General features: G+C 61.0%; 25 protein-coding genes. 20 read left to right on the plus strand and 5 right to left on the minus strand.

Annotated features, from left to right (window positions below; all coding sequences use genetic code 11):
- The first annotated feature begins 282 nt into the window (after positions 1-282).
- From JFN90_RS01620 to JFN90_RS01665, 10 genes are all read left to right on the plus strand, one after another.
- The gene (locus tag JFN90_RS01620; RefSeq protein WP_199393355.1) at positions 283-978 is read left to right on the plus strand and encodes a lysophospholipid acyltransferase family protein; all 696 of its coding nucleotides are present in this window, start codon (positions 283-285) and stop codon (positions 976-978) included.
- 1 nt (position 979) lies between these two features.
- Positions 980-1,162: a hypothetical protein gene (locus JFN90_RS01625; RefSeq protein ID WP_199393356.1), complete on the plus strand. Its 183-nt coding sequence runs from the start codon at positions 980-982 to the stop codon at positions 1,160-1,162.
- Positions 1,163-1,190: 28 nt separating this feature from the next.
- On the plus strand, positions 1,191-1,577 hold the full coding sequence (locus tag JFN90_RS01630; protein WP_199393357.1) for a hypothetical protein: 387 nt from the start codon (positions 1,191-1,193) through the stop codon (positions 1,575-1,577).
- A gap of 159 nt (positions 1,578-1,736) precedes the next feature.
- Positions 1,737-3,413: a ribonuclease J gene (locus JFN90_RS01635; RefSeq protein ID WP_199393358.1), complete on the plus strand. Its 1,677-nt coding sequence runs from the start codon at positions 1,737-1,739 to the stop codon at positions 3,411-3,413.
- 123 nt (positions 3,414-3,536) lie between these two features.
- Positions 3,537-5,861, plus strand: a complete 2,325-nt coding sequence (locus tag JFN90_RS01640; RefSeq protein WP_199393359.1) for a DNA translocase FtsK — start codon at positions 3,537-3,539, stop codon at positions 5,859-5,861.
- Between the two features lie 52 nt (positions 5,862-5,913).
- On the plus strand, positions 5,914-6,480 hold the full coding sequence (locus tag JFN90_RS01645; RefSeq protein ID WP_199393360.1) for a glycine cleavage system protein R: 567 nt from the start codon (positions 5,914-5,916) through the stop codon (positions 6,478-6,480).
- A 6-nt stretch (positions 6,481-6,486) separates the two neighbouring features.
- Positions 6,487-6,993: a peptide deformylase gene (gene def, locus JFN90_RS01650; RefSeq protein WP_199393361.1), complete on the plus strand. Its 507-nt coding sequence runs from the start codon at positions 6,487-6,489 to the stop codon at positions 6,991-6,993.
- Positions 6,994-7,177: 184 nt separating this feature from the next.
- Positions 7,178-7,894, plus strand: a complete 717-nt coding sequence (locus JFN90_RS01655) for a cytochrome c biogenesis protein (protein WP_199393362.1) — start codon at positions 7,178-7,180, stop codon at positions 7,892-7,894.
- A gap of 104 nt (positions 7,895-7,998) precedes the next feature.
- The gene (locus tag JFN90_RS01660) at positions 7,999-8,415 is read left to right on the plus strand and encodes a GxxExxY protein (RefSeq protein WP_199393363.1); all 417 of its coding nucleotides are present in this window, start codon (positions 7,999-8,001) and stop codon (positions 8,413-8,415) included.
- A 72-nt stretch (positions 8,416-8,487) separates the two neighbouring features.
- Entirely contained in the window at positions 8,488-9,165 is a 678-nt protein-coding gene (locus JFN90_RS01665) for a cytochrome c biogenesis protein ResB (RefSeq protein ID WP_199393364.1), read from the plus strand.
- A 36-nt stretch (positions 9,166-9,201) separates the two neighbouring features.
- Here the strand turns inward: JFN90_RS01665 and JFN90_RS01670 are convergent, their stop codons facing one another.
- Entirely contained in the window at positions 9,202-9,783 is a 582-nt protein-coding gene (locus JFN90_RS01670) for a peptidylprolyl isomerase (protein ID WP_199393365.1), read from the minus strand.
- A 157-nt stretch (positions 9,784-9,940) separates the two neighbouring features.
- Between JFN90_RS01670 and JFN90_RS01675 the strand changes: the two genes are divergently transcribed.
- The 3 genes from JFN90_RS01675 (at position 9,941) to JFN90_RS01685 (ending at position 12,609) form a co-directional block, all read left to right on the plus strand.
- A complete protein-coding gene (locus JFN90_RS01675; protein ID WP_199393366.1) occupies positions 9,941-11,350 on the plus strand; it encodes a phosphoglucomutase/phosphomannomutase family protein in 1,410 nt (469 codons plus the stop codon).
- A gap of 98 nt (positions 11,351-11,448) precedes the next feature.
- The gene (locus tag JFN90_RS01680; protein WP_199393367.1) at positions 11,449-11,940 is read left to right on the plus strand and encodes a roadblock/LC7 domain-containing protein; all 492 of its coding nucleotides are present in this window, start codon (positions 11,449-11,451) and stop codon (positions 11,938-11,940) included.
- A gap of 81 nt (positions 11,941-12,021) precedes the next feature.
- The gene (locus tag JFN90_RS01685) at positions 12,022-12,609 is read left to right on the plus strand and encodes a GTP-binding protein (protein ID WP_199393368.1); all 588 of its coding nucleotides are present in this window, start codon (positions 12,022-12,024) and stop codon (positions 12,607-12,609) included.
- 90 nt (positions 12,610-12,699) lie between these two features.
- Here the strand turns inward: JFN90_RS01685 and uvrC are convergent, their stop codons facing one another.
- The 4 genes from uvrC to JFN90_RS01705 all read right to left on the minus strand — a co-directional run bounded on the left by uvrC (position 12,700) and on the right by JFN90_RS01705 (position 17,240).
- Entirely contained in the window at positions 12,700-14,535 is a 1,836-nt protein-coding gene (uvrC, locus tag JFN90_RS01690) for an excinuclease ABC subunit UvrC (RefSeq protein WP_199393369.1), read from the minus strand.
- A gap of 153 nt (positions 14,536-14,688) precedes the next feature.
- Positions 14,689-15,363 carry an RNA recognition motif domain-containing protein gene (locus JFN90_RS22485; protein ID WP_199393370.1) on the minus strand — a complete coding sequence of 225 codons (675 nt, stop codon included), beginning with the start codon at positions 15,361-15,363 and terminating at the stop codon, positions 14,689-14,691.
- Between the two features lie 83 nt (positions 15,364-15,446).
- Complete coding sequence (locus tag JFN90_RS01700; RefSeq protein ID WP_199393371.1) at positions 15,447-16,649, minus strand: c-type heme family protein; 1,203 nt, start codon at positions 16,647-16,649, stop codon at positions 15,447-15,449.
- 339 nt (positions 16,650-16,988) lie between these two features.
- Positions 16,989-17,240 carry a cytochrome c3 family protein gene (locus JFN90_RS01705; protein WP_199393372.1) on the minus strand — a complete coding sequence of 84 codons (252 nt, stop codon included), beginning with the start codon at positions 17,238-17,240 and terminating at the stop codon, positions 16,989-16,991.
- 207 nt (positions 17,241-17,447) lie between these two features.
- Between JFN90_RS01705 and JFN90_RS01710 the strand changes: the two genes are divergently transcribed.
- From JFN90_RS01710 to atpG, 7 genes are all read left to right on the plus strand, one after another.
- Complete coding sequence (locus JFN90_RS01710) at positions 17,448-18,221, plus strand: ParA family protein (protein ID WP_199393373.1); 774 nt, start codon at positions 17,448-17,450, stop codon at positions 18,219-18,221.
- Positions 18,214-19,053 (plus strand): ParB/RepB/Spo0J family partition protein, encoded by an 840-nt coding sequence (locus tag JFN90_RS01715; protein ID WP_199393374.1) that lies wholly within the window; start codon positions 18,214-18,216, stop codon positions 19,051-19,053. Before JFN90_RS01710 ends, JFN90_RS01715 begins: the two co-directional genes overlap by 8 nt.
- A 600-nt stretch (positions 19,054-19,653) precedes the next feature.
- Entirely contained in the window at positions 19,654-20,079 is a 426-nt protein-coding gene (locus JFN90_RS01720; protein WP_199393375.1) for a F0F1 ATP synthase subunit B family protein, read from the plus strand.
- 7 nt (positions 20,080-20,086) lie between these two features.
- Positions 20,087-20,692 (plus strand): F0F1 ATP synthase subunit B family protein, encoded by a 606-nt coding sequence (locus JFN90_RS01725; RefSeq protein ID WP_199393544.1) that lies wholly within the window; start codon positions 20,087-20,089, stop codon positions 20,690-20,692.
- Positions 20,689-21,231, plus strand: a complete 543-nt coding sequence (atpH, locus tag JFN90_RS01730; RefSeq protein WP_199393376.1) for an ATP synthase F1 subunit delta — start codon at positions 20,689-20,691, stop codon at positions 21,229-21,231. The genes JFN90_RS01725 and atpH overlap by 4 nt, the downstream gene beginning before the upstream one ends.
- 9 nt (positions 21,232-21,240) lie before the next feature.
- Entirely contained in the window at positions 21,241-22,749 is a 1,509-nt protein-coding gene (atpA, locus tag JFN90_RS01735; protein WP_199393377.1) for a F0F1 ATP synthase subunit alpha, read from the plus strand.
- A 20-nt stretch (positions 22,750-22,769) separates the two neighbouring features.
- Positions 22,770-23,633 (plus strand): ATP synthase F1 subunit gamma, encoded by an 864-nt coding sequence (gene atpG, locus JFN90_RS01740; protein WP_199393378.1) that lies wholly within the window; start codon positions 22,770-22,772, stop codon positions 23,631-23,633.
- Positions 23,634-23,665: the final 32 nt, after the last annotated feature.

Raw genomic sequence — 23,665 nt, forward strand, 5'->3', positions numbered from 1 at the left:
AAGCAAGCAGAGTTTACTGCCGTGGCCTCGACTTAACGTATCTTTGTAGTTCACAGCAATTGAGTGGAGAGCTAAATGAGTAGCAGACGAGGAGAATCTGACGTGATTTTTAGGACGTTATGGGATGACACTAACTTTTACTGCCGATTTTTGACGCCAACTTTTACTAACTGTCATTTCGTTCGCGTCGCGTTTTGAATTGGGGAAGTGTATAGAAATCGCGGCTTCATGGCAAGCGATATTGTTTGACTCTCATCGTAAAAAAAAGTAACGTAACCGGTCATGCTGAGAGCTCGTATCTACCTTCTTTTCTTCGTTCCGTACACGTTGTTGTGCAGCCTCGCCGCCGTCATCGGCGGCCTTTTCGACTCCTCCGGACGGGCGGGACACGCCTGCGCCAGAGTCTGGAGCTTCGGTTCCCTCTGGGCGGCCCGGATCAGGGTCGAAGTGGACGGGCTGGAGCTGGTCCCGAGCGAGGGGCCGGTGATCTACATGGGGAACCACCAGGGGAACTTCGACATCCTCGCCCTGACCCGCGCCATCCCGCGCCTGTTCTCGTGGGTCGCCAAGGAAGAGCTTTTCCGGGTGCCGGTCTTCGGCGCCGCCATGCGCCGGGCGGGCTACATTCCGCTGGACAGAAGCGACGGCAGAAAGGCGCTGAAGAGCATGAACCAGGCGGCGCAGCGGATCGCCGCAGGGGCGAGCGTGGTCATTTTCCCCGAGGGAACCCGCACCAAGGACGGGGCCCTGCTCCCCTTCAAGCGCGGCGCCTTCTTGCTGGCGGTCAAGGCCGGCGTTCCCATTGTACCCTTCACCATCAACGGCAGCCGGGCCATAAACCCGCGCAACCGCATCGAGTTGAGACCCGGAACAATCAGGATCAGCTTCGCGGCGCCCATAGAGGTCGCGGGTGTCCCGGAAGCCGAACTCCTGGAACGGGTACGCACGGCTATCGCAGCAAAGCTGGAGGTTGAATAGGATGGTCATGGTTTACCTGGTGCTGGCCCTTTGCGGGGTCGGCCTGATCTCATGGGGGCTCCCCGCCGCGCACCGGCTGCGCTCGCCGCTCAACGTCGTCGCGGCCGCAGCTGTTCTCTTGGGTGTGGTGCTCGCCCTGCTCGGCACGCTGCTCGTCGTCGCTCCGAACTTCTTCAAGGGATAACCCTCAAGCCACAGGAAACAGAAAAGACATGGAAAAGGTCAAAACAATAGCGGTAAATGTCGCGGCAATCGCGGTGATTTCCCTGGTCCTGCTCTGGGGCAACGCGCTGTACCGGCAGTACGTGCAGTTCGACAAGGGCGAAAAGGGGACGGCGTCCGGGGACTTCCCGGCGGCGGTGGCCGGCTACGAGGCGGCGATCCACATGTACACCCCGGGAAGCTCCATCGTGCCGCGCAGTGCCCAGAAACTCTGGGAACTTGGGCAGATGGCCGAGGCCAATCACGACAAGGCTCGGGCGCTGATCGCTTATCGTGCCCTGCGCAGCTCTTTCTACGCCGTGGGCGGGATCTGGTCGCCGGGTAAGGAATGGATCGAGCTTTGCGATGCTCGCATCGCGGCTTTAGTTAAGCCTTAGCCCCCACCTTCGCCAAGGCTACGGTGGGCAGGCCCCAAGTTCGCCAAGGCTACGGTGGACAGGCCCCAAGTTCGCCAAGGCTACGGGCGGTGCGACATGCCGAAAAACCAAGGGGACAGGCACCTTCGGAGCCAGTCCCCTTAAATACAAAGGATTATCTTGGAAGAAAGCAGCATTGAAAATACCGGACTGAAGTTCGTGGCCCTGGGAGGACTCGGGGAGATCGGGCTCAACATGGCCGCCTTCGAGTACGGAGACGACATCGTAATCGTTGACTGCGGCCTGATGTTCCCGGAGCCCTACATGCTGGGGATCGACGTGGTCATCCCCGACATCGGCTACCTCGTGGAGCGTGCGGATCGCATCCGCGCCATCCTGCTCACCCACGGGCACGAGGACCACATCGGCGCGCTCCCCTACGTGCTGCGAGATTTCAATCCCCCCATCTACGGCACTGCCCTCACCCTGGGCTTCGTCAAGGAAAAGCTGAAGGAGTACGAGCTCGACGAGAAGGTCGACCTGCGCGTGGTGAAGCCCCGGGACGTGGTGGAACTGGGCAACTTCATCGTGGAGTTCATCCGCGTCGCCCACTCCACCGTGGACGGCTGCGCCCTGGCCCTCACCTGCCCCGAGGGGGTGGTGATCCACACCGGCGACTTAAAGCTGGACCAGACCCCGGTGGACGGCGAACTCACCGACCTCCCCACCTTCGCCCGCTACGGCCAGGCGGGGGTGCTGGCGCTCTTCGCCGACTCGACCAACATCGAGCGCGAGGGGTACACCCTGTCGGAACGCGTGGTGGGGGAGGCCTTCGACGAGATCTTCCCGAACTGCGCCGGCAGGGTGATCGTCGCCGCCTTTTCCAGCAATATTCACCGGGTGCAGCAGGTGGTGCACGCGGCGCAAAAAAGCGGCAGGAAGGTGCTTTTAAACGGCCGCTCCATGATCGCCAACGTGCAGATCGCCCGCGAACTCGGCTACCTGAACATTTCCGACGACCTCCTGATGGACCTCAAGGAGCTGCCCAGGCTCCCCAAAGAGCAGGTCTGCATGATCACTACCGGGAGCCAGGGGGAGCCGAGGAGCTCGCTGGTCCGGATCGCCATGGACGATCACAAGCAGATCAAGCTGGAGCGCGGCGATACCGTCATCCTCTCCTCCCGTTTCATCCCGGGCAACGAGAAGACCATCTCCGACCTGATGAATCACCTGTACCGCCGCGGCGCCGAGGTGATCCATGAGAAGGTATCCGAGGTGCACGTCTCCGGTCACGCCAGCCAGGAGGAACTGAAGCTCCTGCACAACCTGGTCAAGCCCCGCTTCTTTGTCCCGGTGCACGGCGAGTACCGGCACCTGGTGAAGCATGCCCAACTGGCGCAGAAGGTGGGGACTCCGGAGGAACGCTGCATTCTCGCGGTCAACGGCGACGTAGTCCTCTTCTCCGGTGACGAGGCGGTAATCGTGGACCACGTCAACACCGGCCGGGTCTTCGTGGACGGCAAGGGGGTCGGCGACGTCGGCAACGTGGTGCTGAAGGACAGGAAGCATCTCTCCGAGGACGGCATGGTGGTGGTCATCGTCGGCATCAACCAGGTGAGCGGCGAGATCATCTATGGTCCCGACATCGTGTCGCGCGGTTTCATCTTCGAGGACGAGAGCCAGCAGTACCTGGACGAGGCGAAGAAGGTGGTGCTGGACACGCTGGCCCTGGTGAGCACCGAGACGATGACCGACTGGAACGAGGTGAAGCTCGAGGTGCGCCGGGTGCTGCGCCGCTTCTTCAACAAGACCATCGAGCGCCGCCCGGTGATATTGCCGCTGGTTTTGGAAATGTAAGGTGCGTCCATATTTCCTCCCCCCGGAGGGGGGAGGTCAGGAGGGGGGAAGGTTTGGCCAATTTCCGCTCCCCCTCCCCAACCCTTCCCCTCCGGGAGAGGGAGCCCAGAACACAGGTAACGCATGACCACTGAAGAGAAGATCGAAAAAAAGGATAAGGTTGCCAAGGAAGTCAAGGGGATGGCCTTCGGCGTCGCCGGGCTGTTCCTGTTAATCGCGCTCGCCTCCTTCCACGGTGAGGACCTTTCCTTCAACAGCGTCTCCACCTTCGCTCAAACCAAAAACCTGGGGGGACGCTTCGGCGCACAGCTGGCCGACCTCTTTCTGCAGCTCTTCGGCTTGGCTGCTTATATCTTCCCCTGCACCCTGCTCTACCTGACCTACCGCGCGTTCAGTTCGGACGAGATCCGGTGGCGCCGCTACAAGCTGGTCGGTTTCGGCCTGCTGGTGCTTTCCATTTCCGGTCTGTTCGCCTTCAACCTGCAGTTCACCGAGTTCCTCGGCCAGCGGGTGCCGACCGGCGGTTTCATCGGCTACCAGAGCGCGGAGCTCATGAAGCGGGCCTTCGGCAAGATCGGGGCGCTGCTCATCCTGCTCCCCATGCTGGCGGCGGCCGCCATGCTCTTGTCCCGTTTCTCCTTCGTACTGTTCGCCAATTGGTGGCTGACCGCGCTCAAGGAGAGCTGGGAGAAGCGCAAGCAGCGCCGTGCCCTGCAGCGCGAACTCGCCTCCGAGAAGGGTGAGAAGGACGAGAAGCCGAGGCAGCACGCGGCGCCGGTCATCAAGCCCGCCGTGGTGCCGACGCCGATCCCCGCGCCGGTCGCGAAGAAAGAGAAAAAAAAGGACGACAAGAAGACCGCGCCGGTGCAGGAGGCGTTCGATTTCATCAAGGCGGAAGGGGATTTCAAGACCCCGCCGCTGTCCCTCCTTGACCCGCCCGCCGAGGGGGCCAAGCGCCAGGACAAAGAAACGCTCACCATGAACGCGCGGCTCATGGAGAAAAAGCTCAAGGACTTCGGCGTGGAAGGGGAGGTGGTGGAGATCTGCCCCGGCCCGGTCATCACCATGTACGAGTTCTCCCCCGGCCCCGGCATCAAAGTAAGCCGCATCGCCGGTCTGCAGGACGACCTGACCATGGCGCTGCAGGCACACTCGATCCGCATCGTGGCCCCGATCCCGGGCAAGGGGGTCGTCGGCATCGAGCTCCCCAACCGGGAGCGCGACATGGTGTCGCTGCGCGAGATCTTCAACTCCGAGCAGTTCCACAAAGGGAAGATGAAGCTCCCGATGGCGCTCGGCAAGGACATCGCCGGAACCCCGCTGGTCACCGACCTGGCCAAGATGCCGCACCTTTTGGTCGCCGGCGCCACCGGTTCCGGTAAATCGGTCGCCATCAACACCATGATCCTGTCGCTTCTGTACACCTCGACCCCCAACGACGTCAGGATCATCATGGTCGACCCCAAGATGCTGGAACTCTCGGTCTACGAGGGAATCCCGCACCTTCTGCTCCCGGTAGTCACCAACCCCAAGAAGGCGGCCCTCGCGCTCAAGTGGGCCGTGGAGGAGATGGGACGGCGCTACCGCCTCATGTCCGACAAAGGGGTCAGGAACATCGATTCCTACAACCGCGAGCTGGAGCGGCAGGAGAAGGAAGACGCCGAGAACCGCGCGCGCGAGACCGTGGTGGTCGAGGAGATCGACGAGGCCGATCACCTGGATGATCCGGAGGACATGGAGGCGCGCGAGGCGGCCATCCAGGCCTTCCTGGCCAAGGAAGAGCAGCTGGAACACGGCCACCTCCCTTACATCGTGGTTATCGTCGACGAGCTCGCCGACCTGATGATGGTGGCCGGCCGCGAGATCGAGGAGTCCATCGCTCGTCTGGCCCAGATGGCGCGCGCCGCCGGCATCCACCTGATCCTCGCCACCCAGCGCCCGTCGGTCGACGTCATCACCGGTTTGATCAAGGCCAACTTCCCGGCCAGGATCTCGTTCCAGGTCTCCTCGAAGATCGACTCCCGCACCATCCTGGACTGCAACGGCGCCGAGTCGCTCCTGGGCGCCGGCGACATGCTCTTCCTCCCGCCGGGCACCTCGAAAATGCTCCGCTCCCACGGCGCCTTCGTATCCGACGCCGAGGTGCAGCGCGTGGTCGAGTTCCTGAAGAAGCAGGGGAAACCGGTCTACGAGAAGTCGATCCTGGAGATGAAGGCGAGCGACGAGAAGGGCGGGGGCGACGAGGACGAGGATCTCGATGAGCGCTACGACGACGCGCTGGCCCTGGTGGCCGAGGCGAAGCAGGCCTCGATCTCCATGATCCAGCGCCGCCTGAGAATCGGTTACAACCGCGCCGCCCGCATCATCGAGAAGATGGAGCAGGAAGGGGTCATCGGACCCTCCGACGGCACCAGCAAGCCGAGAGAAGTTTTTATCAACAAGATTTAGCCGATCAGGGGACTGGCTCCGCAGGTGCCGGTCCCCCTTACAAGGAGGCCTAATGAACCTTTGTCGCAAGCCCAACCTGGCCCATTTCGCCGTCACCATCATCGGCAAGGACCGCACCGGCATCGTCGCCGACACCTCCGAGGTGCTCTTCAAGCTCGGTTGCAACGTCGAGGATTCGAGCTGCACCATGCTCGGCGGCGAGTTTGCCATGATCCTGATCGTCTCGCACGAGAAGCCGTTCTCCAAGAAGAAGCTGGAAGAGGAGTTCACCGCCAAGACCGCCGGCACCGGACTTTCCGCATTCGTCAGGACCTTGAAGGACGACGAGGTCTGCTACCAGGGGCCGGAAGGGGAGCTCTGCCTGATCTCGGTGTACGGCTCCGACAAGCCGGGCATCGTCTATCGCATCACCCGCGAGCTCGCCGACCGCGGCGTCAGCATCGCCGACCTCAACACCAAGCTGATCGGCAAGCCGACCGAGCCCGTGTACGTGCTGGTGCTCGAGGCTGCGCTGCCCCAGGGGCTCTCGGTGGAGGATGTGACCGCCCTGCTGGAAAAACTGAAAAAGGAGCTGAGTGTGGAGATTTCGGTGCGGCTTATTACACCCGTTTCCCTCTGATTCTATATGGCAGTCAAACCGATATTGATCTATCCCGATCCGATTTTGAAGCAGGTCTGCGCCCCGGTGCAGGCCCTTGACGATGAGATAAAGCAGCTGATCGAAGACCTGGTGGACACGATGCTCGCCGGGCCCGGTTCGGTCGGCGTCGCGGCGCCGCAGATCGGCGTCTCCCAGCGCGTCTGCGTCATCGACGTCTCGAAGAACCGTCACGGCAAGGAGAACAACCACGGGCTGTTGCTGATGATCAACCCGGAGATCCTGGCCAGGAGCGGCGGCGCCGTGATGCGCGAGGGGTGCATGAGCGTGCCGGACTACACCGGCGACGTCGAGCGCGCCACCGAGTTGACCCTGCGTTTCACCGAACCCGACGGCAACGTGCGCGAGTTCGATGCCTCCGGTTTCGAGGCCGTGGCGATCCAGCACGAGATGGACCACCTGGACGGCTTCCTGTTCCTGGACCGCATCGCCTCGCTGAAGACCGGCCTCTTCCGCAGGAAAAGCTACAAATAAACAGCCAAACCATTGGCCACGGAGAAAATCTGAGGACATCTGAGAAAGGCTAAGGCTTTTATTTGGTTTTCTCGGCGCGCCCACCGAAGCACAACGTGCGAAGGTGGATGAACCTCCGTGTCCGCCGCTTGCCCCCCGAAACACGTAGTGCGAAGGGGGGTGGTAACGCTTTTGGGTTCTTCTTATGAAATGGCTTCTCATCACATCCGCGCTGCTCTACGTCGCCTCGATCCGGCGCCCCATCTTCGTGGCGGCGCTCGGCTGCAGCCTGGCCTACCTCGCCTCGCGCGGCATGGGGCTGGGACGGCTCCCTCTGATCGGACCCCAGGACACCCTGGCCTTCTTCTCGGGAGCGCTTGGCCTCATGGGGCTTCCCTTCATCTATAGCCGGCAGACCGCGGGCGTGCGCTGGTTCTGCTGGGGATGCGGCGCGCTGGCAGGCCTCTTCGCCGCGTTGGCGCTTCCCTTCCCGACCATCAACATGCCGCTCCCTCCCATCCTCGACACCTACTGGTTCGAGCTGCACGTGGCGCTGGCCTTCTTCGCCTATGCCCTGTTCGGCATAGCCGCGCTCCTGGGCGTCGCCTTCCTGCAGGGCGGGGGGAAACCGGCACTCGACCTGCAGTACCGGGCCGCGTTGGTCGGCTACAGCTTCTTCTCGCTCTCCATGGTCGCCGGCGGCATCTGGGGCTACTACGCCTGGGGCACCTACTGGCTCTGGACCGCCAAGGAGCTCTGGACCTCCATCTTGTGGATCTTCTACTCGCTCTACCTGCACCTGCGCCTGAAAGGGCAGGCCTGGGAGCGCGGTTTCGCCTGGCTGGGCATCGTCGGCTTCCTGGTGACGCTCTTCACCTACCTGGGCGTCAGCATGCTCATGCGGAGCTCGCACAGCTTCTAGAGGCAAAGTCAACGGCGTCGCACACGGATTATACGGAGTAGGCTGATTAGAGCGGATTAAAAAATGTTAGAATCTTTTCAATTTCTCGAGCATGGGAGGTTGAAATGATTCATGAAGAGACAACGGACAGGATACTGAAGGGATTTTTCAAAGTTTATAACACTTTGGGTTTTGGATTTCTGGAGAAGGTGTACGAAAACGCTCTGGTGATCGAGCTGGCTAAGTTGGGGCTTGAGGTTAATCAGCAACCCAAAATTCCAGTCTATTACGACGGCTTGCTCGTAGGAGAGTATTTCGCCGATATCGTTGTCCAAGACGTTGTCATCCTCGAGTTGAAAGCTGCGGAAGCATTACGTGACGAGTATTACGCTCAACTGACGAATTATCTTAAAGCGTCGGATAAGGAACTGGGGTTGCTCCTGAACTTCGGTAAAAAACCGCAGTTCAAGAGAATAATTTTCTCGAATGATGTAAAGCAGGCTTTGCACCAAGGCCAATTTAAATACGGTGTCCATCTATAAGATTTATCCGCAGTTATTGCCTTGTTTTCCGCGAAATCCGCGTGCGATGCATCTGATTTATGGAGCGTAAAAGTGCTGAAAGCCATCTACTTTCGACTAACCTCCCTCAACCTCGGCCTCTGGCTCATGACCGGCGTCATGGTCACCCTGGCCCTGGGCTCATTCTCCAGCGCCAGCTCCGAGCAGGGCGGCCTCAACGACATGCCGCTCCTTTTCTGGCTGCAGCGCGCCCCCCTGGGCTACTCCTGGTGGCTCTGGCTCTGCGTCGCCTGCATCGCGGTGCTCTTCGTCAACGCGCTCATCTGCTCCATCGACGCCCTGCGGCGCAAAGGGCGCAGCGTGGCGCCGCACCTTATGCACGCGGGCTTCTTGCTGATCGTCCTGGCGCACCTCCTTTCGGCCTACGGCGGCTTAAAGCAGCAGATGCAGCTGCCGCAGGGGGATTCCTTCAGCTTCCCGGACGGGGAGCGGGCTGTGGTGGAGAGCATTACCGGGCAGGTGGGGCCGATGGGGATGATGAGCGGCTACCGAGCGGAGCTGCGGCTCTCCGACGGTCTGCACGCGGTGCAGCCAAACCAGCCCTTCTTCCACAAGGGGTACGGCATCTACGTGAAGGATGTGGCGCTCAGCCCGGTACCGGTGGCGCTCTTCGAGGTGCACAAGGAGCCGGGCGCCTTGACGGCTTTCATCGGGGCCTTGCTTTTTACGGTGGGGAACCTGATGCTGCTGGCGCAGCGTAAGGGGAGATGAAAAAGAAAGGGGCGCCTCGCGGCGCCCCTTTTTGCATTACTTGAGGACTTTGACGCTCTTGATGACCATCGGCGTCTGCGGCACGTCGGGCATGCCGTTGGCACCTTTGCCGGTCTTGGTGGCTGCGATCTTGTCGACCACGTCCATCCCTTCGAGCACCTTGCCGAAGACAGCGTAGCCGTACCCCATCTGTCCGCCGCCCGGCCTGTTGTTCAGGAAGTCGTTGTTCACCACGTTGATGAAGAACTGCGCGGTGGCGGAGTCGACCACCATGGTGCGCGCCATGGCGAGGGTGCCGCGGTCGTTCTTAAGCCCGTTGGCCGCCTCGTTCTTGATCGGGGCCTTGGTCGCCTTGGGCACCAGGTCCTGGCCGAAGCCGCCACCCTGGATCATGAAGTTGGGGATGACGCGGTGGAAGATGGTCCCGTTGTAGAAGCCGCTGTTCGCGTAGTCGAGGAAGTTCTTCACCGAGATCGGCGCTTTCTCCTGGTTCAGCTCGACCTTGATATTGCCCTGGTTGGTCTCGATCAGCACCACCGGGTTCTTCGTCTCGGCAGCGAAGGCGCCGCTTGCCAGGAAGAGCCCCAGGGTCAGGGCGTAGATGAATCTTTTCAGCATGTTTTCGTACCTCCTCTGGGATTGGAAATCGTTGCATTCTTATAAGCCAATCACCGTCCGGGGTCAACCAATTCGCGTCTTTTGCGGCAAGTAAGGGTTGACAGATCAGGCGCCGCCGTGGAAAATGCCCAATCATTAACGTTTATGGAGGATTCAATTGCAGATACAATTCGGCACCGATGGGTGGCGCGGCGTCATCGCTGACACCTTCACCTTTGAAAACCTGTCACTGGTGGCGCAGGCCACCATGGATTATCTGCATAAGCAAGGCCTTGCCGAAAAGGGGCTGGTGATCGGCTACGACCGCCGTTTCCTTTCGAAGGAGTTCGCCGAGCGCGTCGCCGAAATCGCGGCGGGCAACGGCATCAAGACTTGGCTCTCCCACGAGTACGCACCCACCCCCGCAGTCTCCTGGGCGGTTCACGAGAAGAAGGCCGGCGCCGGGGTCATGATCACCGCGAGCCACAACCCGCCCCGCTACAACGGCTTCAAGGTAAAAGAATCTTTCGGCGGCTCGGCGCGCCCGTCCACCACCAAGGTGCTGGAGCAGATGGTCGCCGAGAACCAGGCCGCGTCCCGCCCGGTGCAGGCGCTGGAGCTGGCCGAGGCGCAGGCGACCGGCCAGGTGGAGCTATTCGACGCCACGGCTCCCTACCTGGCCCAGTTGGGGCGCTACGTCGACCTGGAGCTGATCCGAGCTGCCAATATTAAGGCGGTCGTGGACCCGATGTACGGCGCCGGCTCCGGCCTCTTGCCGCTGCTGGTCCCGGGGGTCGAGGAGATCCACGGAGCCGAGAATCCCTCTTTCGGCGGCCATCCCCCCGAACCGATCGCAGAGCACCTGGGCGAGCTCGCGGCGCTGGTCGAGGCCGGCAACTTCCAAGTGGGGCTCGCCCTGGACGGCGACGCTGACCGCATCGGCGCCGTCGACGAGACCGGTGAATTCTTCTCCTCGCACCGGATCTTCACCGTGCTGCTGCGTCACCTCTACGAAAGGAAAGGGGTGCGCGGCGCCGTGGTCAAGACCGTCTCCACCACCCAGATGATCGATCTCCTGGCCCAAAAGTACGGCCTGGAACTGTTCGAGACCCAGATCGGGTTCAAGCACATCTGCGAGATGATGCTGGAGAACGACATCCTGATGGGGGGCGAGGAGTCCGGCGGCCTCGGCGTGAAGGGGCATATCCCCGAGCGCGACGGCATCCTGATGGGACTCCTGCTTTTGGAGGCGATGGCCATGAGTGGCAAGGGACTGCGGGCTCTCCTGGAGGAGACCATGGACGAGATCGGGCACTTCCACTACTCCCGCATCGACCTTCCCATCGGGGCCCAGGCGAAGCGGCAACTCCTGGAGCGGATGCAGGAGGGGGGGATCACCAGCATCGCCGGATTCCAGGTGGCGCGTCACAATTTCAGCGACGGCTTCAAGTTCATCTTCGAGGACGGGGCGTGGCTGCTGATCCGCCCGTCGGGGACCGAACCGGTGCTCAGGCTGTACAGCGAGGCGGGGGACCCGGAGAAGGTTGAGCTCCTTCTCAAGGCCGCTCGTGGCATAGCGAGCGTGTAAGGAGCGGTTATCGCTAAGGCAATTACCTTGAAATGGCGTAGCGCTTCTGTTATAGAATAAGCTTCGCAGCAAAAGTACCCCCCACCAAGGAGACATTCATGTCGAATCCTCAGTTGATTATGTACGATGAGGAATTCAAACAGATAAACGTCGCGCTCGATAAACTGTTGCGCGAGGCTAACGCAAAAGTGATCTTCCTGGTGGATAAGAACGGCCAGCTGATCACTGGTTGCGGCGAGACCGAGCGCTTCGACACTACGTCCCTTGCCTCGCTCACCGCAGGTAACATCGCTGCCACCGGCGGCCTGGCCAAGCTGATCGGCGAGAAGGAGTTCTCTATCCTCTTCCACGAAGGGGAGAAGGACAACCTCCACATCTCCATCGTTGCCGGCCGCGTCATCCTTGTGGTGCTCTTCGATACCCGTTCGTCGCTCGGCCTGGTGCGCCTGAGGGTGAAGAAGGCCTCCGAGGAGCTTACCGCCATTTTTACCCGGCTGCTGCAAAAGAACGAGGAGAAGGAGAAGACCGGCGACAGCGAGTTCCCCTTCGCCGAGATCACCGACGACGATATCGACAACCTGTTCAGCTAACGGAACATTTTTCGGTGAGATGGGGTGGCGTCATGCGCCCCTAAACCCTGTGGTGCAGTAATTTATAAGAGGTAATGTAGGATGTCCTTCATTAACTACGCTTCCCGTGAGATAAACTGCAAGATCGTCTACTACGGCCCGGGCCTGTGCGGCAAGACCACCAACCTTCAGTACGTCTACCAAAAGACGGCCGCCGATGCGAAAGGGAAGATGATCAGCCTGGCGACCGAGACCGAGCGCACCCTTTTCTTCGACTTCCTGCCGCTGGCGCTGGGCGAGATCCGCGGCTTCAAGACGCGCTTCCACCTGTACACCGTTCCCGGCCAGGTCTTCTATGACGCCTCCAGAAAGCTGATCCTCAAGGGCGTCGACGGCGTGGTGTTCGTGGCCGACTCCCAGGAAGAGCGCATGGACGCCAACATCGAGAGCGTCGAGAACCTGCGCATCAACCTGATCGAGCAGGGGTACGACCTGGACAAGATCCCGTACGTGGTCCAGTACAACAAGCGCGACCTCCCCAACGTCGTCGACGTGGAGGAGCTGCGCCGGGAGCTGAACCCGACCAACGTTCCCGATTTCGAAGCCTGCGCCACCACCGGCGAAGGGGTTTTCGAGACCCTGAAGGCGATCGCCAAGCTGATCCTGTTCGATCTGAAAAAAGGGAAATAAAAAAGACAGAGGCGTTTTAACAGGGATAAAAGGGATAAAAGGGATGATGTAACCGTTTGGTTTTCATCCCCTTTATCCCTTTTATCCCTGTTAGACGCCTTTTTTTTGTTTTTGCAGTTCCTCCCACAGCGCCCGCGCAGCCCTTTCGGTCATCCCCGGCGCGGCGATGAGTTCCTCCAGCGTCGCCCCCTGCACCCCTCTCAAACTCCCGAAATGCTTTAACAACGCCTTCTTCCGTTTCGCGCCGATGCCCGGCACCTGGTCCAGGCTGGAGCCGGTGAGGGTCTTACTGCGCACGGCCTTGTGGTAGGTGACGGCGAAGCGGTGCGCTTCGTCCCTGATGCGCGCCAAAAGGAGCAGCGGCGCGGAACTCTGCCGGAGCGTAATCGGGTTCTTGCGCCCCGGGCGGAACACCCGCTCGTCACTCTTCGAGATCTCCTCGCTTTCCATATCCCGGAAGGTGCGGCTCTTTGCCAAACCGGCCGCCTCCACCCCGTTCACCCCCAACTCGTCCAGTACCGCGTTCAATACCCCCAACTGTCCCAGACCGCCGTCGACCACGATCAGGTCAGGCTGCTCCTCGGTCGTTTCCGCCTTGAAGCGGCGCGAGAGGACCTCGCGCATCATGGCGAAGTCGTCGGACTGCAGTACCCCCTTGATCCGGTAGCGCCGGTACAGATTCTTGTCGGCCTTGCCGTCGATGAAAACCACACGGCTTCCGACCGCCATCTCCCCTTGAATGTTGGAGATGTCGTAGCACTCGATCCTTCTGGGGGTGCGGGCAAGGTGCAGCTTCTCGGCGAGTTCGGTCAGCAGCGTGGCGGACGAGCTTTCCTTGGCCAGCCGCTCCTGCGACGCGGTCTCCGCGTTCTTCTGGGCCAGCTTCACCATCTCCAGCTTGGGGCCGCGCTGCGGTGCCGCGATGATCACCTTCTTGCCCGCCTTCTCCGACAGGAGTTCCTCGAGCGGGCCTGGCTCCGGAATAGGGAACGGGATCAGCACCTGGGGCGGGAGCGGGGCGTCCAGGTCGTAGTACTCGTTCAGGAACGAGGCCAATCCCTCCTCGGTCTCCAGCTCCCAGTCGAAGAGGAAGGTGCGGCCGCCGGTCACGGTGCCGCCGCGGATGTGCAAGAGGGCGATCTGCATCTGGTCCCCCTCGCGGTGCACGCCGAACACGTCGCTGTCGCCCCCTTGCGCCACCATCTTCTGGCGCTCCACGGTGACCTCGATGGCGCGCACCAGGTCGCGGTAGCGCGCCGCGTCCTCGTAGCGCATCTCCTGGCTGGCCTGCGTCATCTTGGCGCGGTAGAGGCGGGCAATCTCGGTGTTCTTTCCTTCCAGGAACAGGGCGGCCCCTTCGGCGAGGGTCGCATATTCCTCTTTCGTGATCAGTCCGCAGCAGGGGGCGGAGCATTGCTTGATCTGGTGGTACAGGCAGGGGCGTTTGCGCGCCATGCAGGTCGCCAGCGGGTAGTGGCGCAGCGGGAACATCTTGTAGAGCTGCTTCAAGACCTCCTTGGCCGAGGTGGCGGAGGAGTAGGGGCCGAAGTAGCGCGCGCCGTCGGAGGGAATCTTACGCACCAATGAAAGGCGCGGGAACTCTTCCTTCATGTCCATGCGCAGCGAGAAGTAGGTCTTGTCGTCGCGCAGGTTGATGTTGTACTTCGGGCGGTGCTGCTTGATCAGCGTGTTCTCGAGGATCAGCGCTTCCTTTTCCGTGTCGGTGACGATGTAGTCTACCGACTGGACCAGTTGCACCATGAAGCGGATGTGAACGCGGGAATCGCGGGTGTCGCCCACGTAGGCCCGGACGCGGTTTCTGAGGTTGCGCGCCTTGCCGACGTAGATGACGGTGCCGTCCGAGGTCTTCATGAGGTAGACGCCGGGGGAGGTGGGGAAGTTCTGGATCATCTCCTGGGTTATCATGAGGCGTAGTATAGACGGTTGCTGGTTAGAAGGGAAGGTGGGTTGTGTTAACGAGTGTCCTGGCGTGGCGGCGGTATGGGGCGGTTGTGTTGAGGCGGCGGGGGGAAAGACGGGGCGAATGATTATTCGCCCCTACAGTGTATCGTTAGCGGGCTAGCGCTTGCCGGTCCTGCTGCCAGGCTTGGCGGAATTGCCGGGACGCGAGGCGGGCTTGCTCCCAGCGGGTCTGGAGGCGCCGGACGGTCTAGCCGATCCCGCTTTGGCTGCGGCAGGTCTGGCCCCGGCCGGTCTGGCCGATCCCGCTTTGGCAGCGGTCGGTCGGGCACCGGCAGGCTTGGCCGCTCCCGCTTTGGCCGCGGCTGGTCTGGCACCGGTCGGCTTGGCATCAGGGCTCGCCGTCGGCCTGGCTGCGGGCTTGGCTGCCGACTTTGTTGCCGGTTTTGCTGCAGGTTTCGCAGCCGGCTTCGTGGCCGCCAGCGCGGCAGTTGCCTTTTTCTCAGCGGCTTTCTTCTCGGCCGCTTCAATGCGCCACCTGGGAAGGGTTTTGGCGCCGCCACCGCTCGCCTTCATCTTCTGCGGATTGGCATAGGAGACGGTGATCTTCTTGTCGAGGAGCCACGCGCCGTCCAGGGAATCGATGGCGTCCCTTGCCTCGGCTTCGGTGGACATCCTGACGTAGCCGCAACCCTTGAACTGGCCGGTCTCGGGATCCCTGATCAGGTGCATCGAGGTAACCGTGCCGGAAACTGCGAACAGCTTCAGCAGCTCGTATTCAGTGATATCGTAGGACAGGCTGCCTACGTAAAGTTCCTTACCTGCTTTTGCCATGGAATCTATCTCTCCTTGATTTGGTCGGCACACTTTAGCACAACACGTGACACTGCAGCAAAACTTTCTCTCGTGACCATACGTTAGCCGCCGTTACGCTCCCGCAGGATCGCGGTATAAAGCGGCTCGCGGTCGGCCTTGGAAGCGGAAACGACCATTTCCACCTCGACCAGTCTTCCGCCTGCGCTCACTACCCGCTGCCTACTCGTTTCTTCCTTGAAGTCGCCCGGCCGCTCAATCCGCTGCTGCAGATCCTTTGCATTTTCGAGGAAGTCGAAGATCGATTCCCCCAGCAACATCTGCCGGTTCCGCCCGAACAGGCTTTCCGCCTTCTCGTTCACGATCACCATCTTGCCGTTCTTCAGGAACGTCACCACCGCCGACGCGGCCACCTCGATGAAGCGGCGGTAGCGCTCGTCCGCCTCGCGCGACTGGACCGTGCGGTGGGAGAGTTCCTCCATCATGTCGTTGAACGCGGCGATGAGCATGCCGATCTCGTCGCGGCTATTCTGCGGCATCTTTTCCTGGAAATTGCCGGTCCTGGTGACGTCGATGATCCGGTCAGAAAGTAGTTTCACCGGCGTGATGATCAGCCGGCTCATGATGATCCCCATCACGACGGTGACGATGAGGTACACCAACCCGCGGGCCAGCAGGTCGAGTTTGAAGTTGGCCCCCAGTTGGGCGTACAGGTCCTTCATCGGGATGCTTACCGATACCGCGCCGATGACCTCCCCGACGCGGTAATTGTAGGAATAGTGGCCCGGCGGGAAACGCTTCTTGACGAAGTCGGGCGCGCTCTGGTAGCTGCCGTGGCATCCCAGGCAGGAAGGGGTGGCGCGCATCGGCTGCAGGTACCGGAAGAAGCTGGTGTCGCCCGCTTTGACGATGTCGTAACTTTCGGCAGCGGGTTTGTCGATGAATTTTTGCAGTTGCGCAGTCTCGTAAGCGTCCGGGCGGTTTTCGGGGTTGCGGTAGCGCAGCGACACCTGGCGCACGTAGAACTTCGAGTTTTGGGTGACCCTTTTGGCCACTTGGGTCGCCACTACCTGCGGCACCAGGTTGTAGTTGGTCTCCGGCTCGTTCTTGACCACTGACGACATGTACTCGCGGGTCTCGATGAGTTGCGTGGCGAAACTGCGCGCGTTGTCCACGGCGAAGCGGAGCACGAAGTCCTTCTGGCGATGGTACAGGAAGATGCCCGAGGCGAGCAGGAGGGCGATCAGGAGCAGGGACATCAGGCCGAAGAACTTGGTGCGGATGGAGAAATCTGCGGGGCGGGTCATGCATCCTCCTGGAATTTCAAAGCACTGAAGCCACAAGTATATCCGGGGACATAGGAACCGCAATCCACCTTCGCCAAGGCTTCCACCTCCGCCAAGGCTACGGTGGACAAGACGGTGGACAAGTCCGCCAGCAGCGTCCCCGTCCCTGGAGGGGGAGGGTAGGGAGGGGGAAGATCTCTACCTGCGAATCCCCCCTCCAACCTCCCCCCTCCGGGGGGAGGCTTCTGACCAGTCCCCCCTAGCGCGAGGACAAAAAAAGCCCCATCCGCAGGAGAGGGCGGATGGGGCACAGGTGCTGGGTTTAACGTAGAACCTAGAACATAGAACTTAGAACGTTCGTCAGTTCTTCTTGTGGCACTCGAAGCAGATCTCTTCGGTCTCGCGGCGCTTGATCTGGGCGGCCTTGTCCTTGGGAATTCCTTTGCCCATAAGCTTCTCGCCCATCTTGTGACAATCGAAACAGTTCCTCCCTTTCAGGGCCTTGTGCATCTTCACCATTGCGGGGTTCTTGCTATGACAGACGTTGCACTCGAAGCCATAGGCAGCGGGAGCGACGAGCAACAGCAACAGGACCAAAAGCGTTTTTTTCATGTACGGACTCCTCCACGATATCGGGTTACCAAGCTGATCCAGCGCCGTCATCCTAAACCCAGTCCTGCCAAGGCGCCTTGACCAAAGTCAAAGAAAAGGCCGCCACCTTCTCTGAGAAAACACTTTTCATAGCTCCGGCAGTATGGTAATTTTCCCTGCTTTGCATTTTCGGCAACACTCGGATCATTCACAAATCGAGAAGAGACTATGGCTAAGATCATCTGTGTGGCAAATCAAAAGGGTGGGGTGGGCAAGACCACGACGGCCGTGAACCTGTCGGCATCGCTGGCCGTGGCCGAACGCCGCGTGCTCCTGGTGGACATGGACCCGCAGGGGAATGCGGGTAGCGGCGTGGGGGCTGACAAGGATGTCCTCGAGGAGAGCATCTACGACGCCCTTATCGACGACGCGCCGGTGTCGCGCATCGTGCTCAAGACGGAACTTCCCTACCTGCACCTGCTGCCGGCCACTTCCGACCTCGCCGGCGCCGAGCTGGAGCTGGTGAGCGTCACCGACCGCGAGCGGAAGCTGAAGAAGATCCTCGCCGCGCTGTCCGATTCCTACGACTACATCTTCATCGACTGCCCTCCTTCGCTGAACCTTCTCACCATCAACGCGATGACCGCGGCGCATTCCGTCCTGATTCCGCTGCAGTGCGAGTTTTACGCCATGGAAGGGCTTTCGCAGATACTGAAAACCATCAACCTGATCCAGCAGGGGCTGAACACGTCGCTCTCCATCGAGGGGATCCTGCTCACCATGTTCGACGCCAGGAACAACCTGTCGCGCCAGGTCGGCGAGGAGATGCGCGCCCACTTCCCCAAGGAGACCCTGGAAACGGTGATCCCGAGGAACGTCAGGCTCTCCGAGGCGCCGTCGCACGGCAAGCCGATCTGCCTGTACGACATCACCTCCAAGGGGGCGACCAGCTACATGGATCTGGCCAAGGAACTCATCGCGCGCGAGGTGTCGCATGGTTAAGAAAATGGGATTGGGCAAGGGGATGGGGGCGCTGCTCCCGGTCGTGGAGGATCACGGCAAGAAGTATTTCTCCTGCCCCATCGAAGACATAAAGCCGAACAAGGAACAGCCCAGAAAGACCTTCGTCAACGAGAAGCTCGAGGAGCTGGCGGCCTCCATCCGAGAAAAGGGGATCATCCAGCCCCTGGTCGTGGTCAAGAAGGCCGGCCACTACGAGCTGATCGCCGGCGAGCGGCGCTGGCGCGCCGCCCAGAAGGCTGGCCTCAGGGAAGTTCCCGTCGTCATCCAGGACGTCTCCGAGGAGACCGCGCTGGAGATGGCTCTCATCGAGAACATTCAGCGCGAGGACCTGAACGCGGTGGAAGAGGCCGAGGCCTACCACGCCCTGTTGGAGCGCTTCTCGCTGTCCCAAGAGGAACTGGCCAAGCGCGTCGGCAAGGAGCGCTCGACCATCGCCAACGCCCTGCGTCTGTTGCGGCTGCCGGCCGAGATCAAGCGCGACGTGGCCGAGGACCGCATCTCCATGGGGCATGCCAGGGCGCTGCTGACCCTGGAGGACGTCGAGGAGCAGAAGGCAGTCCGCGACGAGATCGTCAAGGGGCACCTCTCCGTGCGCGAGACCGAGGCGCTGGTGAAGCGCAGGAAGGCAGGCCCGCCGAAGAAGGCGGCCAAGCCGTCGCTGGACCCGGACCAGAAGGACCTCGTGGACCGCATGCAGCGCCACTTCGCCGCCAAGGTAGCCCTCAAGCGCGCCGGGCGCGGCGGCAAGCTCGAGATCAGCTTCGGCGACATGAAGGAACTGACCCGCATCGTGGAGCTGTTGAACCTCTAGAAGCCGGCGCGCTTACGCCCTTCTTTTCTCAGCTCCATCCAGCTTCCCCCTTTCGCAAAGGGGGATTGAGGGGGATTTAACTCTGTGGCAACCGGGGATGCTGTGGCGACCTCGGCCAAATCCCCCCTGGCCCCCCTTCGCAAAGGGGGGTAACGGCCACACCCCACAGAACAGCACGATCCCTTTCCCTTGACGGGGCCGCCCGCCGAAGCGCGCAGTCCGCGAAGGGGGCAGGGGGAATGAGCAGAAGCTTCTTCCTTTTTCCTCAGCACCACCCGCCGTACCTGTTTCAGATTCACCCCGCACGGGGAGCAATTCCGAACATCGTTCCAAATGTCATACACGATCCTGTCTACAAAACCCGCGCTAACTCTCGGTTCGCGGTCCTGAGACAGTCCCGTGGCACCCCGACTGGCACAGCTTTGCGGCCGCAAAATACTGATGTTCAGGGGTGTCCAAGTGTATACAATTCTTCACGCAAACGGATAAATCGCTTGACACAAAAAGCATTTATGTGATAGCAATCACCTGTTTTGCGCGGCCCCCTGCACAGTATGAAGGCGTATACGTCTTTAAAAATGTTCGAATAGAGGTGGTTTGGTGATCAATTTAGACATCGCATTTGTATTCCAGCTGGTGAACTTCCTAGTGCTGGTACTGCTCCTGAACGTCTTTCTCTACAAGCCGATCAGGAAACAGCTCGCCGATCGCGCCGCTCAGATCAACGGGGCGAAAGAGAAAAGCGCCGAAGTAGACAGGGAAGTGCAGGAGAAGCTGGCCAGCTACGAGGCACGCATGCGCGAAATCCGCGCCGGTGCTGCCGACGAGCGTGGTGCCCTGAAGAAGGAGGCCCAGCAGCAGGAGGCCGCCATTCTCGACAAGGCACGTGCCGAAGCTACCGCGTCGCTTTCCGCCATCAAGGCCAAGGTGGCCCAGGAGGCCGAGGAAGCACGTCGCCTGCTCACCTCCAGCGCCGAGACCCTGTCCGCCGAAATCTGTGAAAAAGTTCTCGGGAGGAGTCTCTAGCATGCATATGAACAAGAAGCTCATCGTTTCCCTGCTCACCGCGGGCGCTGTTATCGCCCTGGCTTCCCTCGGCTTCGCCCAGGAAGCTGCCGAGGGCGCAGGCGCAGCACACGAAGGCGGCCACCAGGCAGCCCAGATGAAAGACTTCATGTGGCGCTGCATCGACTTCGCCGCCCTGGTCGCCATCGCCGTCTGGGCCCTCAAGAAGGCCGACGTGAAGGGCACCCTGGCCGCTCGCCGCTCCGGCATCGAGAAGACCCTTCAGGAAGCGGTCGCCGCCAAGGAAGCCGCCGAGAAGAAATTCGCCGAGTACTCCCAGCGCCTGGACCAGGCCAACCAGGAGATCGAGGTGATTTCCGCCAACATGAAGCGCGAGGGTGAGCTCGAGAAAGAGCGCATCATCGCCGAGGCCAAAGAAGCCGCCGCCCGCATTAAGGCCCAGGCCGAGGCAGCAGCGACCCAGGAAGTCCTCAAGGCGAAAGACGAGCTCCGCGCCGAGGCAGCACGTCTCGCGGTCGAACTGGCCGAGCAGAAGATCAAGCAGAACATTGCAAAAGGCGACCAGGACAAGCTGGTGGGCGACTATATCTCCAAGGTGGTGACTCTACATTGAGTACTAACGCTATTGCCAAACGTTACGCCAAGGCACTCGTGCAGATTGGCTCGGAAGCGGGGAGCGTGGAAGGGTTCAACAGCGAACTGACCCGCTTCAGCACTGTCCTGACCGACAGCCGCGAGCTTTCGGCGATCTTCGCCAACCCTGCCTATGGCATCGAAGAGAAAAAAGAGATCCTCAAGGACCTGGTGGCGAAGCTGTCCATCTCCCCGATGATCTCCAACCTGATGATGCTCCTCCTCGAGCGCGGCCGCCTCTCGGTACTGCCGCAGATCGCGGAGAACTACGGCGTCTTCGCCGACGATCTCTCCGGCGTGATCAGGCCGACCCTTTCCTCCGGGCTGCCCCTGGACGCGGCCCAGGTCGAGGAGATCAAGTCGGCCCTGGCCAAGTCGACCGGGAAAAAGGTTGAACTCAAGGTTGTGGTTGATCCGTCGCTCATCGGCGGTGTGGTAACGCAGATCGGCGACAAGGTATTCGACGGCTCGGTAAGGACTCAGTTAGCTAACATTCAGGATATATTACAGAAGGGGTGAGACGGTTCTATGGAAATCAAAGCGGAAGAAATCAGCGAGATTATCAGGAAGCAGATCAAGGAGTACGGCAAGGAAGTGGCGGTAGCCGAAACCGGCACCATCATCTCCATCGGTGACGGTATTGCCCGTATCCACGGTCTTGACAAGGCGATGGCAGGCGAGCTCCTCGAGTTCCCGCACGGCATCACCGGCATGGTTCTCAACCTTGAGGAAGACAACGTCGGTGCCGCGATTCTCGGCGAGTTCTCCGAGATCAAGGAAGGCGACGCGGTCAAGCGTACCGGCAGGATCGTCGAGGTCCCGGTAGGCGACGCCCTCGTCGGCCGCGTGGTTGACGCGATCGGTAACCCGATCGACGGCCTCGGCCCGATCAACACCTCCACCTTCGGCAAAGTCGAAGTGAAGGCCCCCGGTATCGTCAAGCGTAAGTCTGTTCATCAGCCGATGCAGACCGGCCTCAAGGCGATCGACTCCATGGTTCCGATCGGGCGTGGCCAGCGCGAGCTGATCATCGGCGACCGCCAGACCGGCAAGACCGCCGTCGCGATCGACACCATCATCAACCAGAAGGGCGGCGACGTCGTCTGCATCTACGTTGCAATCGGCCAGAAGCGTTCCACGGTTGCCCAGGTTGTTGCCAAGCTGAAAGAGCACGGCGCCATGGATTACACCATCGTCGTTGCCGCTACCGCTTCCGAGCCGGCACCGCTCCAGTTCATCGCACCGTACACCGGCGTGACCATGGGCGAGTTCTTCCGCGACGCGGGCAAGCACGCGCTGATCATTTACGATGACCTCTCCAAGCAGGCCGTCGCATACCGTCAGCTTTCCCTGCTCCTTCGCCGTCCGCCGGGGCGCGAAGCTTACCCGGGCGACGTCTTCTACCTCCACAGCCGTCTCCTCGAGCGTGCTTGCAAGGTATCCGACGAGTGCGGCGCTGGCTCCCTGACCGCTTTGCCGGTCATCGAGACCCAGGCAGGTGACGTTTCGGCCTACATCCCGACCAACGTTATCTCCATCACCGACGGCCAGATCTACCTGGAGAGCGACCTGTTCTACTCCGGCGTACGCCCGGCCATCAACGTCGGCCTCTCCGTATCCCGCGTCGGCGGCTCGGCACAGGTTAAGGCAATGAAGCAGGTTGCCGGTACCCTCCGTCTGGCTCTGGCACAGTACCGCGAGATGGCGGCGTTCGCCCAGTTCGGCTCCGACCTGGACAAGGCTACCCAGATGCAGCTCGCCCGTGGCGCACGCCTGGTCGAGATCCTGAAGCAGCCGCAGTACCGTCCGATCCCGAACGAGAAGCAGGTCCTGATCATCTTCGCCGCCAACAACGGCTTCGTCGATGACTACCCGATCGGGTCCCTGGGCCGTTACGAGCAGGAACTCTACGCATTCTTCGACTCCAGGAAGTCCAGCCTCCTTGGCGAACTCCGCGACAAGAAAGCGATCGACGACACCATGAAAGGCGAGATCATCGCCGGCCTGGAAGAGTTCAAGAAGGAATTTACTGCCTAAACCAAGGACGGACTTAGCGAATGGCAAACCTTAAGAGCATCAAGAAACGGATCGTATCCGTAAAAAATACCCGGCAGATCACCAAGGCCATGAAGATGGTCTCTGCCGCCAAGCTGCGTCGCGCCCAGGAGAACGTGGTCGCTGCGCGCCCCTACGCGGGGAAGCTCGCGGAGGTGCTTGAGCGGCTTGCCAAGACCCAGGAGTCGGATGCCAATCCGCTCATGGTGAAGCGCGACGGAGGTCGCGCCCTTCTGGTGGTGGTGACCTCGGACCGCGGCCTGTGCGGCGGCTTCAACGCCAACCTCTCCAAGGCCGCTGACCGCTTCCTCAAGGAGCGCAAGGGCGACTACTCGGAAATGACCCTGATGACCATCGGCCGCAAGGGTTACGAGTTCCTGAGGAACCGTCACACGGTCCGCAAACATCACGGCAACATCTTCTCCACCCTCTCCTACCAGACCGCGGCCCTGATCGCCGCCGAACTGATCGAGGGATACCTGGCGGAAGAGTACGACGAAGTCTTCATCATCTACAACGCCTTCAAGAGCGTCATGACCCAGGACATCACCCTGGAGCAGCTCCTGCCCATCGCACCGAAGGCCGGCGACGAGGACGAAATCGGGACCGAGTACATCTACGAGCCGTCCAAGGGCGCGCTGTTGGACGAACTCCTTCCCAAGCACATCGAGGTCCAGGTCTTCAAGGCCCTCCTCGAGTCGGTCGCTTCCGAGCACGGCGCCAGGATGACGGCGATGGATGCGGCTTCCAAAAACGCCACAGAGATGATCGCCAAGCTGACCCTGATCTACAACAGGGCGCGCCAGGCTGCCATCACGACGGAGCTGATGGAAATCATCTCCGGCGCTGAATCGATCAAGGGTTAACACTTATAAAAATATGTGGCCCTCTCGGCCGC

The sequence above is a fragment of the Geomonas propionica genome (assembly GCF_016458235.1).
GTDB classification, from domain to species: domain Bacteria; phylum Desulfobacterota; class Desulfuromonadia; order Geobacterales; family Geobacteraceae; genus Geomonas; species Geomonas propionica.

Excerpts from the sequence above, each read along its gene's own strand:
- JFN90_RS01620 (WP_199393355.1), top strand. The coding sequence starts at position 283 with ATGCTGAGAGCTCGTATCTACCTTCTTTTCTTCGTTCCGTACACGTTG.
- JFN90_RS01625 (WP_199393356.1), top strand. The coding sequence starts at position 980 with ATGGTCATGGTTTACCTGGTGCTGGCCCTTTGCGGGGTCGGCCTGATC.
- JFN90_RS01630 (WP_199393357.1), top strand. The coding sequence starts at position 1,191 with ATGGAAAAGGTCAAAACAATAGCGGTAAATGTCGCGGCAATCGCGGTG.
- JFN90_RS01640 (WP_199393359.1), top strand. The coding sequence starts at position 3,537 with ATGACCACTGAAGAGAAGATCGAAAAAAAGGATAAGGTTGCCAAGGAA.
- JFN90_RS01645 (WP_199393360.1), top strand. The coding sequence starts at position 5,914 with ATGAACCTTTGTCGCAAGCCCAACCTGGCCCATTTCGCCGTCACCATC.
- def (WP_199393361.1), top strand. The coding sequence starts at position 6,487 with ATGGCAGTCAAACCGATATTGATCTATCCCGATCCGATTTTGAAGCAG.
- JFN90_RS01655 (WP_199393362.1), top strand. The coding sequence starts at position 7,178 with ATGAAATGGCTTCTCATCACATCCGCGCTGCTCTACGTCGCCTCGATC.
- JFN90_RS01660 (WP_199393363.1), top strand. The coding sequence starts at position 7,999 with ATGATTCATGAAGAGACAACGGACAGGATACTGAAGGGATTTTTCAAA.
- JFN90_RS01670 (WP_199393365.1), bottom strand. The coding sequence starts at position 9,783 with ATGCTGAAAAGATTCATCTACGCCCTGACCCTGGGGCTCTTCCTGGCA.
- JFN90_RS01680 (WP_199393367.1), top strand. The coding sequence starts at position 11,449 with ATGTCGAATCCTCAGTTGATTATGTACGATGAGGAATTCAAACAGATA.
- JFN90_RS01685 (WP_199393368.1), top strand. The coding sequence starts at position 12,022 with ATGTCCTTCATTAACTACGCTTCCCGTGAGATAAACTGCAAGATCGTC.
- uvrC (WP_199393369.1), bottom strand. The coding sequence starts at position 14,535 with ATGATAACCCAGGAGATGATCCAGAACTTCCCCACCTCCCCCGGCGTC.
- JFN90_RS22485 (WP_199393370.1), bottom strand. The coding sequence starts at position 15,363 with ATGGCAAAAGCAGGTAAGGAACTTTACGTAGGCAGCCTGTCCTACGAT.
- JFN90_RS01700 (WP_199393371.1), bottom strand. The coding sequence starts at position 16,649 with ATGACCCGCCCCGCAGATTTCTCCATCCGCACCAAGTTCTTCGGCCTG.
- JFN90_RS01705 (WP_199393372.1), bottom strand. The coding sequence starts at position 17,240 with ATGAAAAAAACGCTTTTGGTCCTGTTGCTGTTGCTCGTCGCTCCCGCT.
- JFN90_RS01710 (WP_199393373.1), top strand. The coding sequence starts at position 17,448 with ATGGCTAAGATCATCTGTGTGGCAAATCAAAAGGGTGGGGTGGGCAAG.
- JFN90_RS01715 (WP_199393374.1), top strand. The coding sequence starts at position 18,214 with ATGGTTAAGAAAATGGGATTGGGCAAGGGGATGGGGGCGCTGCTCCCG.
- JFN90_RS01725 (WP_199393544.1), top strand. The coding sequence starts at position 20,087 with ATGAACAAGAAGCTCATCGTTTCCCTGCTCACCGCGGGCGCTGTTATC.
- atpA (WP_199393377.1), top strand. The coding sequence starts at position 21,241 with ATGGAAATCAAAGCGGAAGAAATCAGCGAGATTATCAGGAAGCAGATC.
- atpG (WP_199393378.1), top strand. The coding sequence starts at position 22,770 with ATGGCAAACCTTAAGAGCATCAAGAAACGGATCGTATCCGTAAAAAAT.